General features: G+C 53.1%; 12 protein-coding genes. 6 read left to right on the top strand and 6 right to left on the bottom strand.

The genetic code is table 11. From position 1 onward, the window contains the following. The first annotated feature begins 31 nt into the window (after nt 1–31). Nucleotides 32–574, top strand: a complete 543-nt coding sequence (gene ymdB / locus C5687_RS02140) for an O-acetyl-ADP-ribose deacetylase (RefSeq protein WP_025755850.1) — start codon at nt 32–34, stop codon at nt 572–574. 34 nt (nt 575–608) lie between these two features. Here the strand turns inward: ymdB and mdoC are convergent, their stop codons facing one another. Further along, nucleotides 609–1,748 carry a glucans biosynthesis protein MdoC gene (gene mdoC, locus C5687_RS02135; protein ID WP_059385696.1) on the bottom strand — a complete coding sequence of 380 codons (1,140 nt, stop codon included), beginning with the start codon at nt 1,746–1,748 and terminating at the stop codon, nt 609–611. Between the two features lie 253 nt (nt 1,749–2,001). On the opposite strand from mdoC, the gene mdoG reads away from it, so the two are divergent. The 3 genes from mdoG to C5687_RS02115 all read left to right on the top strand — a co-directional run bounded on the left by mdoG (nt 2,002) and on the right by C5687_RS02115 (nt 6,388). Continuing rightward, entirely contained in the window at nt 2,002–3,555 is a 1,554-nt protein-coding gene (gene mdoG / locus C5687_RS02125; RefSeq protein WP_021240787.1) for a glucans biosynthesis protein MdoG, read from the top strand. Next, complete coding sequence (mdoH, locus tag C5687_RS02120; RefSeq protein WP_047958254.1) at nt 3,548–6,076, top strand: glucans biosynthesis glucosyltransferase MdoH; 2,529 nt, start codon at nt 3,548–3,550, stop codon at nt 6,074–6,076. The genes mdoG and mdoH overlap by 8 nt, the downstream gene beginning before the upstream one ends. Nucleotides 6,077–6,160: 84 nt before the next feature. Then, nucleotides 6,161–6,388, top strand: a complete 228-nt coding sequence (locus C5687_RS02115; protein WP_047958255.1) for a YceK/YidQ family lipoprotein — start codon at nt 6,161–6,163, stop codon at nt 6,386–6,388. A gap of 6 nt (nt 6,389–6,394) precedes the next feature. Here the strand turns inward: C5687_RS02115 and C5687_RS02110 are convergent, their stop codons facing one another. Continuing rightward, complete coding sequence (locus tag C5687_RS02110) at nt 6,395–6,784, bottom strand: MysB family protein (RefSeq protein WP_045908287.1); 390 nt, start codon at nt 6,782–6,784, stop codon at nt 6,395–6,397. A 298-nt stretch (nt 6,785–7,082) separates the two neighbouring features. On the opposite strand from C5687_RS02110, the gene C5687_RS02105 reads away from it, so the two are divergent. Beyond that, complete coding sequence (locus tag C5687_RS02105; RefSeq protein ID WP_104556320.1) at nt 7,083–7,466, top strand: tlde1 domain-containing protein; 384 nt, start codon at nt 7,083–7,085, stop codon at nt 7,464–7,466. Between the two features lie 453 nt (nt 7,467–7,919). Here C5687_RS02105 and mdtG read toward each other — a convergent pair whose 3' ends face one another. Next, on the bottom strand, nt 7,920–9,137 hold the full coding sequence (gene mdtG, locus C5687_RS02095; protein ID WP_104556319.1) for a multidrug efflux MFS transporter MdtG: 1,218 nt from the start codon (nt 9,135–9,137) through the stop codon (nt 7,920–7,922). 141 nt (nt 9,138–9,278) lie between these two features. Further along, entirely contained in the window at nt 9,279–10,205 is a 927-nt protein-coding gene (locus C5687_RS02090) for a Kdo(2)-lipid IV(A) acyltransferase (protein WP_104556318.1), read from the bottom strand. A 221-nt stretch (nt 10,206–10,426) separates the two neighbouring features. Between C5687_RS02090 and trhO the strand changes: the two genes are divergently transcribed. Continuing rightward, a complete protein-coding gene (trhO, locus tag C5687_RS02085; protein WP_045285013.1) occupies nt 10,427–11,476 on the top strand; it encodes an oxygen-dependent tRNA uridine(34) hydroxylase TrhO in 1,050 nt (349 codons plus the stop codon). 41 nt (nt 11,477–11,517) lie between these two features. Here the strand turns inward: trhO and C5687_RS02080 are convergent, their stop codons facing one another. Together C5687_RS02080 and C5687_RS02075 are read right to left on the bottom strand one after the other, a co-directional pair. Beyond that, a complete protein-coding gene (locus C5687_RS02080) occupies nt 11,518–12,096 on the bottom strand; it encodes a YceI family protein (protein WP_094918350.1) in 579 nt (192 codons plus the stop codon). 1 nt (nt 12,097) lies between these two features. After that, a complete protein-coding gene (locus tag C5687_RS02075) occupies nt 12,098–12,664 on the bottom strand; it encodes a cytochrome b (RefSeq protein WP_104556317.1) in 567 nt (188 codons plus the stop codon). Nucleotides 12,665–12,786: the final 122 nt, after the last annotated feature.

The raw sequence follows: 12,786 nt of genomic DNA, 5'->3' as shown, positions 1-12,786 counted from the left end.
TTAAGAAAAAGGCGGGTTGCAGAGGGGCTTTATGAAACCGCAAATAGACGTTATCCATGGCGATATCACGACAATGCATGTCGATGTCATCGTCAATGCGGCCAATCCCTCCCTGATGGGGGGAGGCGGTGTGGACGGGGCTATCCACCGGGCTGCCGGACCGCAGTTACTGGAAGCCTGTAAAATCGTGCGGCAGCAGCAGGGTGAATGTCCTCCCGGCCATGCGGTCATCACCCTCGCGGGCAATCTGCCTGCCAGAGCGGTGATTCACGCTGTTGGACCTGTCTGGCACGGTGGTGACCAGCACGAAGCGAGTATTCTGGAAGAGGCTTACCGAAACTGTCTGCGGCTGGCCGCCGACAACGGCTATAAAACAATGGCGTTTCCGGCCATCAGTACCGGTGTGTATGGCTATCCGAAAGCTGCCGCTGCGACTATCGCCGTCGAAACCGTTTATCGCTATCTGTCGCTTAAGCCGATGCCTGAGAAAGTTTTCTTTGTCTGTTTCGATGAAGAAACCACGCACCTGTATCAACGGTTGCTGACCCAGCGCGGGCAGGAACTGGACACCTGAAACACACGCGGCGCACTGAGTGCGCCGCGTGTGTTTATGCCGCTTTCGTCTGAGGTTTTCCGGAAAAGAGGAAACGCAGGAGCGGGATCCGCAGGTGGATTTCGTAGAGCACAATCGCAATCCCCACCACAAAGACCAGCCCGGTAAAGAAGCCCAGCGTGTTAGATGCGATATGCGGTGTGATATAAGCCCCGAAGAACAGCGTTAAGGGGTGATGCACCAGATAGATAAACAGTGACGCGTTGACAAAGTAGGTTACGCGGCTGGACTTGAAGTTCAGCAAACGGTGTCCCAGGGCGAAAACCACGTTTACCATCCACAGGCCCAGCAGCATAGTGATGACGCTCTCCGTCTCATACATCCAGGCGTCGCCGCTACCGTAGCGCTGGTTCAGCAGATAGGCCACGAACGCCAGGGCGGACCCCAGCGCACACCACGGTGATGGGGTGGTAAACAGCGATTTAAGTTTTGGATGAATAAAGGCCAGAGCGCCGATTAAAAAGAACGGTATGTAGAACAGCGATTGCATCACCACAAAATTAAATAACCCGTCACTCAGAATCGGCGGATAGACGATAAACAGGGTACGTCTTACCGCGGCATAGGCGATCCCCAACAGCAAAAAGAGCACGGACAGTTTGCCCATGGTCAGGTTGGCGAAAAAGGTGTCGGCTTTATGACTCAAATGATGGCGCAGGCGGCTGAAAATCACCAGACTGACCGTTGTGAGTACCACCAGGACCAGCAGGAACCACAGGTGAGAGACCAGCTCCCAGACCAGCGTATTGTACTTTTCATACAGTGACAGATTCGGCCAGTTCTCCGCCTTGCCTTTGACGTATTGCAACATGATGAACTGCGGCAGCGTCAGCAGCGGGATGGCGGTCAGCATGGGTATCCCCACGCGCTCCACGCGCACTTTCCACCAGCGCTTGAGCGGATATCGCAGAAACAGCATGTAAGAGAAATAGCCGGAAATGACAAAAAACACCTGCATACGGAAGGCGTGAATAAAGTCATTAAACAGCGTCAGCCACCAGGAGGGCATCGTGCTATTAACATGCCAGGTGTGGCTGGAGTAAATCAGTGAAATGTGAAAAGGGATCCCCAATAGCATCAGCCATGCCCGGATCGAGTCGAGGAAATATTCACGTTCTGTAGGTGTTGTGCTCATATAACGTTGTGCATTCTCAGACTTTTCGTCTTATCCCTAAGACTCATAATGGTTACATTCGAAGCCAACCCTACACCAAGACCGACACCCTGTCTCCAGGATAAGCACGCAAAGTGAATAGAGGGTTCTTTCATTGCTTAATCCATGAGCCAGCAGCTGAACAAAGCAGTGATAATGTTGTCGGATTGCCTGAGTTTCCATTAAAATGGATCGGATCGATATAAGCACACAAAGGGGGAAGTGCTTACTTATTATGAAACATAAACCACAGATGATGAAAATGCGTTGGTTAGGTGCTGCAGTGGTGTTATCACTGTATACCTCATCGGCACTGGCCTTTAACATCGACGATGTCGCAAAACAGGCAAAATCGATGGCAGGCAAGAGCTACGAAGCGCCGAAAAGTAACTTGCCCTCCGTTTTCCGCGACATGAAGTATGCGGACTATCAGCAGATCCAGTTCAATCACGACAAAGCGTACTGGAGCAATATTAAGACCCCGTTCAAGCTTGAATTTTATCATCAGGGTATGTACTTCGACACGCCTGTTGCCATCAATGAAGTGACGGCGACAGCGGTACGTAAGATCAAATACAGCCCGGATTACTTCAATTTTGGCAATGTGCAACACGACAAAGATACGGTGAAAGACCTGGGCTTCGCAGGCTTCAAGGTGCTTTACCCGATCAACAGCAAAGATAAAAACGACGAAATCGTCAGCATGCTTGGCGCCAGCTATTTCCGCGTGATTGGCGCGGGGCAGGTGTACGGGCTTTCTGCGCGTGGCCTGGCCATTGATACTGCGCTGCCATCAGGTGAAGAATTCCCGCGTTTCCGTGAGTTCTGGATTGAACGTCCAAAACCAACAGACAAACGTCTGACCATTTATGCGCTGCTGGATTCCCCACGTGCAACCGGGGCTTATCGCTTTGTGATAATGCCGGGCCGTGACACGGTGGTTGACGTTCAGTCTAAAGTTTACCTGCGCGATAAAGTGGGCAAACTGGGCGTTGCGCCGCTGACCAGTATGTTCCTGTTTGGGCCGAACCAGCCGTCGCCGGCAACCAACTTCCGCCCGGAACTGCACGACTCCAACGGTCTGTCTATTCATGCCGGTAACGGTGAGTGGATTTGGCGTCCGCTGAACAACCCGAAACATCTGGCGGTGAGCAGCTTTGCTATGGAAAACCCGCAAGGTTTTGGCCTGCTGCAGCGTGGTCGTCAGTTCTCCCGCTTTGAAGATTTGGACGATCGCTACGATCAGCGTCCAAGCGCCTGGGTCACGCCAAACGGTGACTGGGGTAAAGGTAAGGTTGAGCTGGTTGAGATTCCAACCAACGACGAAACCAACGATAACATCGTGGCTTACTGGACGCCGGATCAACTGCCGGAAGCCGGTAAAGAGATGAACTTCAAGTACACCATCACCTTCAGCCGCGACGAAGATAAGCTGCATGCGCCGGATAACGCGTATGTAATGCAGACTCGCCGTTCAACGGGTGATGTGAAGCAGTCTAATCTTATCCGCCAGCCTGACGGTACCGTGGCCTTCGTCGTGGACTTCACAGGCCAGGATATGAAGAAACTGTCGCCGGATACCGCCGTTGCCGCTCAGGCCAGCATCGGTGATAACGGTGAAATCGTTGAGAACACCGTGCGTTACAACCCGGTAACGAAAGGATGGCGTCTGACCCTGCGCGTGAAAGTGAAAGATCCGAAACAGACCACTGAAATGCGTGCTGCGCTGGTCAGTAACGATCAGCCGCTGAGTGAAACCTGGAGCTATCAGCTACCTGCCAATGAATAATACATCTGAATATATTGATGCCATGCCGCTGACGGATATTGAGAAAGCGGCACTGCCTGAGAGCAACATTCGCGCGGTTCACGCCGCGCTGGATGGTGAACATCGTCAGTTTTCCCGTGATGATGATACGCCGCTGGGGTCAGTAAAGGCGCGTCTGGAGCAGGCATGGCCAGACTCGCTGGCAGAAGGGCAGTTGATTAAAGACGACGAAGGACGCGATCAGCTTCAGGCAATGCCGAAGGCGACCCGTTCCTCGATGTTCCCTGATCCCTGGCGCACCAACCCGGTTGGCCGCTTCTGGGATCGCCTGCGCGGGCGTGATGTCACGCCGCGCTATCTGTCACGCCTGACGAAAGAAGAGCAGGCGTCCGAACAGAAATGGCGTACGGTGGGGACTATCCGTCGCTATATCCTGCTGCTGCTGACGCTGGCACAGACGGTCGTCGCGACCTGGTATATGAAAACCATCCTGCCTTACCAGGGCTGGGCGTTTATCAACCCGACGGACATGATGGGCCAGGATCTCTGGGTCTCCTTCATGCAGCTGCTTCCGTACATCCTGCAGAGCGGCATCCTCCTGCTGTTCGCCGTCCTCTTCTGCTGGGTCTCGGCCGGTTTCTGGACCGCGCTGATGGGGTTCCTGCAGCTGCTGATGGGGCGTGACAAATACAGCATTTCGGCGTCAACGGTCGGGGATGAACCCCTCAATCCTGAGCACCGTACTGCGCTGATTATGCCTATCTGTAACGAAGACGTTGACCGCGTGTTTGCGGGCCTGCGTGCAACCTGGGAGTCCGTAAAGGCGACCGGCAACGCGGAGCATTTCGACGTTTACATCCTGAGCGACAGCTACAACCCGGATATCTGTGTGGCAGAACAAAAAGCGTGGATGGAGCTGATTGCGGAAGTGCAGGGCGAAGGTCAAATCTTCTACCGTCGTCGCCGTCGTCGTGTGAAGCGTAAAAGCGGCAACATCGATGACTTCTGCCGCCGATGGGGTAACCAGTACAGCTACATGGTGGTGCTGGATGCGGACTCCGTCATGAGCGGTGACTGCCTGAGCGGGCTGGTGCGTCTGATGGAAGCCAACCCGAACGCGGGTATCATTCAGTCTTCTCCAAAAGCGTCCGGTATGGACACGCTGTATGCGCGCTGTCAGCAGTTTGCGACGCGTGTTTACGGGCCACTGTTCACGGCGGGTCTGCACTTCTGGCAACTGGGTGAATCCCACTACTGGGGTCACAACGCCATTATCCGCGTGAAGCCGTTCATCGAACACTGTGCGCTGGCGCCGTTGCCGGGTGAGGGGTCGTTTGCCGGCTCTATTCTGTCGCACGACTTCGTGGAAGCGGCGCTGATGCGTCGTGCTGGCTGGGGCGTCTGGATTGCTTACGACCTGCCGGGATCCTACGAAGAGCTGCCGCCGAACCTACTGGACGAGCTCAAGCGTGACCGCCGCTGGTGTCATGGTAACCTGATGAACTTCCGTCTGTTCCTGGTTAAAGGGATGCACCCGGTTCACCGTGCGGTGTTCCTGACGGGCGTGATGTCTTATCTCTCTGCACCGCTGTGGTTCATGTTCCTTGCGCTGTCGACTGCGCTGCAGGTCGTTCATGCCCTGACGGAGCCGCAATACTTCCTGCAACCGCGCCAGCTATTCCCGGTGTGGCCGCAGTGGCGTCCGGAGCTGGCGATTGCGCTGTTTGCCTCCACCATGGTGCTGCTGTTCCTGCCTAAGCTGCTCAGTATCATTCTGATCTGGTGCAAAGGCTCGAAAGAGTACGGCGGTTTCTTCCGCGTGACCCTTTCACTGCTGCTGGAAGTGCTTTTCTCCGTGCTGCTGGCACCGGTGCGTATGCTGTTCCACACCGTATTTGTGGTCAGCGCGTTCCTGGGCTGGGAAGTGGTCTGGAATTCACCGCAGCGTGATGACGACTCCACGCCGTGGAGTGAAGCCTTTATGCGTCACGGCTCTCAGCTGCTGCTGGGGCTGGTATGGGCGGCCGGGATGGCCTGGCTGGATCTGCGCTTCCTGTTCTGGCTGGCGCCGATCGTCTTCTCGCTGATCCTGTCGCCGTTTGTGTCCGTCATCTCCAGCCGTGCAACGGTGGGGCTGCGTACTAAACGCTGGAAACTGTTCCTGATCCCGGAAGAGTATTCCCCGCCGCAGGTGCTGGTGGATACCGACACCTATCTGGAGCAGAACCGCAACCGCTCACTGGATGACGGCTTCATGCACGCTGTGTTTAACCCGTCATTCAACGCCCTGGCCACGGCAATGGCGACCGCGCGTCACCGCGCCAGCCAGGTGCTGGAGATTGCCCGCGATCGTCACGTTGAGCAAGCGCTGAACGAGACCCCGGAAAAACTCAACCGCGACCGTCGTCTGGTGCTGTTGAGCGACCCGGTCACGATGGCGCGTCTTCACTATCGGGTGTGGTCTGCTCCGGAGAGATACTCTTCGTGGGTAAACTACTATAAAGAACTGAAACTGAACCCGCTGGCGTTGAAGGCGAAGTAAGTTGTTAACCAGGGCGAGTAAGCGAAGCGTCGCCCGCCAGATAAAATACCGGCTTAATCGCCGGTATTTTTTTAGAGGTCACCCATGAGAATCATCATCGTCGTCATGATGGCATGCCTGCTTAGTGGCTGCGGCAGTATCATCAGCCGCACCATCCCAGGGCAAGGTCACGGCAATCAGTATTACTCGGGCGTTAAATGGGATCTCCGTGATTCCGCATGGCGCTACCTCACCGTACTCGATCTGCCGTTTTCGCTGATTTTCGACACGCTGTTGCTGCCCATCGATGCCAGCCACGGCCCCTACGAGTAGTGTAAATTAACGCTCGTCCCATTCGTCAGCCGCGGTTTGTCCTTCTTCCGTATCCAGCGGCGGTTCGAGTTGAAATTCGCCCTCATCCCATTCATGCAGGGTGTTTTCTTCCAGCCATTCCTGCCGTAACTCGATTTCATCGTAGTCGCCATCAAAGACGGCCTGCGCACCTTCACCGCTCAGGACCGGCAAACATTCCCCTTCTTCACCTTCATCGGCAAAAAATTCGGCCTGCCACATAATATCCCCATCCTGCAGAACGTATTTTTGGATATTAAGTTGTTGCACGTCAGCATCTTCTTCCTCAACGCCGGGATTGTCGGCGAGGAACTCTTCGCGAGCGGCATCAATAGCTTCTTCCAGTGTGCTATAAAAAACATATTCTTTAGGGGCCATAATCAGTGCCTCGTCGGTTAATGTTAACAAATGTATAGGTTGGGGCAGGAAGATTGTCAAAGCGTATGTCTATAGTAGGATAACCCGCAAGGAACAGGTTGATGCTTTTGGCTTAGATTGACGATTACCCCAGCATCAGGCATCAGAGAAGTGCTCCAAAAGCCTGAATGTTCCGACTTCAGAAGTGGTTTACCTACCTGACAGAAGCGATTTAAATACATAGATAATTATTTTACCTCTTGTCAGAGTAACGGAATGATATGTATTAAATTGCCGATCAATAGTAGATATATTTACAATGGCCTATAACTTGTTCCGTTACAGAACGAGTGCTTTTTCAGTACTACATTCAGAAAATAATTTCCAAATTAATCCTACGATGCTGTTTGTATTTCTCTCGTATGGTAGACTTTCTCTATGCACACGGCAGGGAATACAGTATGCAAATAATGAGGATGACGTATCGCGTGGTAGTTTCCGTTTGCATCTATTACGGCCAGATGGAACGGGTGTATCAGAGGGATGCATAACATTCGTCAATCGCCCTGATTTCTATACTGTACGTAGTCAGTTGCTACGTACTAAAAAGGTTAAAGTACCAGGTTCCAGAACTGGATTAATGGCGTATGGCTGGGTGGACGTGCAAGGAGGTAGCAACTATGCAAACTGTAGGATTCGTTAAGAATGCAGCCTTATATAGTATCTGCATCATCTTTTCATGGTGGCTATCAAGCTTTGGTAAGCCCCTGAACGGCATAACGCAATGGGCGATGGATACCGCCTATAGTACTTTCGGTTCCGGCCTGAGCGGGTCATATGAAGCTGATGCAGATCCAGTAAGATTCATAGCCTTAATCGTTATGGTACTCATCTACGCTACGGTACTATTCCTGCTCATACGCTTAACCCTCAGTAAGTTTCAGAACAAAAGAAATTAATTGTAAAAAGAAGCCCCATAAGGGGCTTTATTTCTTTTTACGAATAATGAAATCTTTTATTGGTCTGTTTTAAGAATAAACTCTATTGATCTCGTTCCTGATATAGGTGCTGTTTTTCACTGCATCATGTAGGATATCAAACAATTCTTTCTCAAAAGCATCTTTAGCTTTTGATCTGTATATTGAAGGCGTTCGTCTTATTCCGTCGCGGGCCGTAACGCACGGGATAAACTGAACCATGAATAGATCGCATTAAACAGCACCACGCCTGCCGTGACGATAAAGACGGCGCGAAAACCGAAGCTGGCGGAGATCCCTGCCCCGAGAAGCGGTCCGGTGACATTACCGATGTCGCGGAAGGACTGGTTATAGCTGAATATCCGCCCGGCAATCTGGTTTGTGGAGTTGTAGACCAGCAGGGTCTGGACGGCAGGCAGCAACGCCCCGTCGGCGGCACCCAGCAAAAAGCGCAGCACGCCCAGCTGCCAGGGGGATTGCACCAACGACATGGGGATAAGCAGCAGCACGGAAATCACCAGCGCACAGATCAGGATTTTCTCCGGACCGACGCGGTCCCCGAGTTTCCCTAACCGCGGGGCGCTAAGCAGCGCTGCCACGCCGGGCACGGAGGCAATCAGTCCACTGATAAAGGCGATGTTACTGACGTTACCCGCGAGATCGCGGACGTACAGCGTCAGAATCGGGGCAATTGAACCGGTTGCCACCTGAATAATCAGGGTCGTTACGAACAGGCTCAGCACCAGTCTGGGGTTTTTAAGCGAGGCCAGCACGTCTCTGGCGTGAAGCATCTCTTTTTTGGCGACGGGTGTGAAATTTTCACGGATACAGAGCAGGGTGACAACAAAGCACAGGAACAGCACGCTGGCGGTGATAAAGAACACCGGTCGCAGGCCGTAGCTATCGGCCAGTAACCCACCGGCCAGAGGCCCCAGCAGGGCACCACTCACGCCGCCGGTTGAGAGCGTTCCCAGTGCCCAGCCGCTCTTATGGCGAGGAATTTGCGTGGCGATGAGAGCATTCGCGTTAGGAATAAATCCGCCCAGCAAACCCAGTAAAGCGCGCAGGATCAGGAACTGCCAGACGTTTTGCGCCATGCCCATCAGCGCCATGATTATCGCCATCCCCAGCGCTGAACGGAGCAGCATAATTTTTCGGCCCTTGCGGTCAGCAAGGCCGCCCCAAAAGGGCGAGGCAATAGCGGAAAAGAGAAACGTGATGCTGAACACCAGGCCAGACCACATATTCAGCGCACTGTGACCCGTCACGCCCAGCTGTTCGACGTAGAGCGGGAGGAAAGGCATGACCAGGCTAAATGCCGCGCCAGTGAGAAAACAGCCAAGCCACGCAACCGCGAGGTTACGCTTCCAGTTTATGGGGGCATCTGAGGGTGACATAACAATCCGCATAGTGAGGTGCAGAGCACCTGAGGCATAAAGTAATAAGCCTGCTAATTATGCGCCTGAGTTATGATTGCCGCAATGAAGGTGAGCTTTTAAAGCTAAAACAGCAGGCGGCCCTGAGAGCCGCATGATGAATTAATAGCGGGACGGTGTCCCTTTTGGCCGCGTTTTAAAGCGGCGGTGCAGCCACATATACTGCTCTGGCGCGAGCAGGATGCACTTCTCGACAATGCCGTTCATCCAGCGGGCGGTTGTCTCGGCGTCATCCAGCGGCGGCGCAAGTTCCGGCTCCAGCATAATCAGCTCGTAGCCTGAACCATCCGGCTTACGGCGGGGAACAAAGGGCACGATGGCGGCTTTGGACATGCGCGCCAGCATCCACGTACCGGTCGTTGTAGCGGCCTCTTCAACGGCGAAGAAGGGAACAAATACGCTGGATTGCGGACCATAGTCGTGGTCGGGGGCATACCAGACCACTTCACCGGATTTCAGCGCGCGGATCATGCCCTTCAGATCCTTACGGTCGATCATGCTTTTATTGGAGCGCATGCGCCCGTTGGTCTGGATTAAATCGATGACCGGGTTATCATTAGGACGATAAACGCCAATGCCGGGTGCCTGCATGCCAAACATCCGCGCGCCGATCTCCAGCGTCAAAAAATGTACGCCAATCAGCAGAACGCCCGTCTGGCTGGACTGAAGAGTATGCACAGGCTCCATGCCGGTTCCCGTCACTTCGCTCCAGCGAGCCATGCGTTTATCCGGCCAGAACCACGCCATACCGGTTTCCATCAGCCCCATCCCGACGGATTCGAAATTCTTCGTGACCAGCTGGTGACGCTCTGCTTCACTCATCTGCGGGAAGCACAGCTCAAGGTTGCGGTACGCAATCCTGGCGCGGCGCTTCATCACCTTTTGTGCGAGACGGCCCAGAGCGTTACCCAACCGGAAAATAACAGGGTAGGGAAGCTGTACCAGTAGCCATAAAAAGCCGATGCCAAGCCAGGTCAACCAATAGCGGGGATGCAAAAGGGCGGCAGTAAATTTTGGTAACTGGGTCATGTCTTTCCTGTGTTTAAACGTCCTGTTCCGCTAGTGTCTCATTTTTTGAGACGTAGCCAAAATATCTGCTTTCGAAACGTGCACGAATACAGCAATTGTTAACCCTGATTAATCAGGGAGTGTGAAATGTAGCGTAAATTGTGTGGATGTAAATTGGTTTTGTTTGCTATATCATGCCGACCGATTTTTCATTCTCTCTGACGAACCCAGGACTGTACACCATGCCAGTGTTACACAACCGCGTATCGAATGAGATGTTAAAAGCGCGTATGTTGGCTGAAACCGAACCGCGCACGACCATCTCCTTCTACAAATACTTCACGATCAACGATCCGCAGGCGACCCGCGATGCGCTTTATCAGGCATTCACGGCGCTGAACGTCTTCGGACGCGTCTATCTTGCCCGCGAAGGCATCAACGCGCAGATTAGCGTACCGGAAAGTAAAGTGAGCGCTTTCCGCGAGTGTCTTTATCAGTTTGATCCGGCCCTTGACGGCTTACGCCTGAATATTGCGCTGGACGATGACGGGAAATCCTTCTGGGTGCTGCGTATGAAAGTGCGTGAACGCATCGTGGCGGATGGCATTGACGATCCTGAGTTTAACCCGGCTGATGTCGGTGAATATCTGAAGGCTGCAGAAGTGAATGCGATGCTGGACGATCCGGATGCCGTATTCATTGATATGCGTAACCACTATGAGTATGAAGTGGGGCATTTCGAGAACGCCATGGAAATCCCGGCCGATACCTTCCGCGAGCAACTGCCCAAAGCGGTTGAGATGATGCAGGAACATAAAGATAAAAAGATCGTGATGTACTGCACCGGCGGTATCCGCTGTGAGAAAGCCAGCGCATGGATGAAGCACAACGGCTTCAATAAGGTCTGGCACATTGAAGGCGGCATTATCGAGTACGCCCGCCGCGCCCGTGAGCAGGGTTTACCGGTACGTTTTATCGGCAAAAACTTTGTCTTTGACGAACGTATGGGGGAACGTATTTCTGAGGACGTGATTGCCCATTGCCATCAGTGCGGCGCGCCGTGCGATACCCATACCAACTGCAAAAACGACGGATGTCATCTGCTGTTCATCCAGTGCCCGGCCTGCGCCGAGAAGTTTAACGGCTGCTGTAGCGAATTGTGCAGTGAAGAGAGCATGCTGCCGGAAGAAGAGCAGCGCCGTCGTCGCGCAGGTCGTGAAAACGGCAATAAGATTTTCAATAAGTCCCGTGGCCGTCTGAATACCAAACTGGGGATCCCAGACCCGGAATAATGATAACGCCCGGCTGCGTAAAAACCTGCCGGGCGTATTTATCACGACTTCTGCTGAACCCCTTCAACGGAAATAATCAGCTCCACGTCCTGAGAGGCCGGGCCCAAATCCGTTGTGATATTAAAATCTTTCAGGTGAATTTTTCCCGCCGCTTCAAAGCCCGCACGTTTACCGCCCCACGGATCGTCTCCCTGACCCAGTAATTTTGCTTCAAGGGTGACAGGTTTCGTGACGCCATTGAGCGTCAGGTTGCCGGTAATATCCAGCTTATCGCCCGCTTTCTTTACTTGCGTCGATGTAAAGGTCGCCTGTGGGAATTTAGAGACATTCAGGAAATCGGCACTGCGCAAATGTTTATCACGCTCTGCATGATTCGTGTCGACGCTGTTGGTATTAATCGTCACATTGACTTTATCGGCGGCAGGGTTTTTATCGTCAAACGTGAACGTGCCGTCAAAATCTTTAAAAGTACCGTACAGCCAGCTATATCCCAGATGCTGAATACGGAAATTGACGAAAGCATGCTGGCCCTCTTTATCAATTTTATAATCAGCCGCCACGGCGGAACCGGCGGTCAATAACAGAGAACCCAGTGCGATACCCAGCAGGTGTTTTTTCATTTTATGCTCCAGAGTCAACAGACGAGCGGCCAAGCATGCGCTTGAGCGTATCGTCTTTATCAATAAAGTGGTGTTTGAGGGCGGCAAGCCCGTGCAGTACAGACAAGATCACAACGCTCCAGGCAAGCCAGAGATGAACGACCCCAGCCGTGTCTGCCTGAGATCCGGCATCGCTGATCGTTGCCGGAACGTCAAAAAGACCAAAGACGCTAATCGGCTTACCGTCCGCTGTCGAGATCAGGTAGCCGCTAATCAGGATGGCGAAGAGCAGCGCGTAGAGCGCAATATGTGCCGCGACGGCACTTACGCGGGTCATTTTACCGTGGCTTTTCGGCGGCGCGGGCGGCGGGGAAATATGTCGCCAGATCACGCGAAACACCAGCCCCAACATCAGCAGAACGCCAATGCTTTTATGTAACTCCGGTGCCTGGTGATACCAGCCATCGTAATAGCTGAGCGTGACCATCCAGAGGCCAAGACCAAACATACCGTAGACGGCAAGAGCAAATATCCAGTGCAAAGCTATGGATATTATTCCGTAGTGTCGGGAGGAGTTACGCAATTGCATCAGAATGTCCATTTTCAAATTAGCCGAAGAGTAAAAATGAACGGGGTGGCATAATATTGCAACTGAAAAAATGGTATATTGATTTTTATTTTTCTTATTTCAGCAATTTTGAAAAGAAACGC

Source organism: Enterobacter sichuanensis (assembly GCF_002939185.1).
GTDB classification, from domain to species: Bacteria; Pseudomonadota; Gammaproteobacteria; order Enterobacterales; family Enterobacteriaceae; genus Enterobacter; species Enterobacter sichuanensis.
Note: the sequence above shows the minus strand (reverse complement) of the source record. Positions and strands in the feature narration are given on the sequence as shown.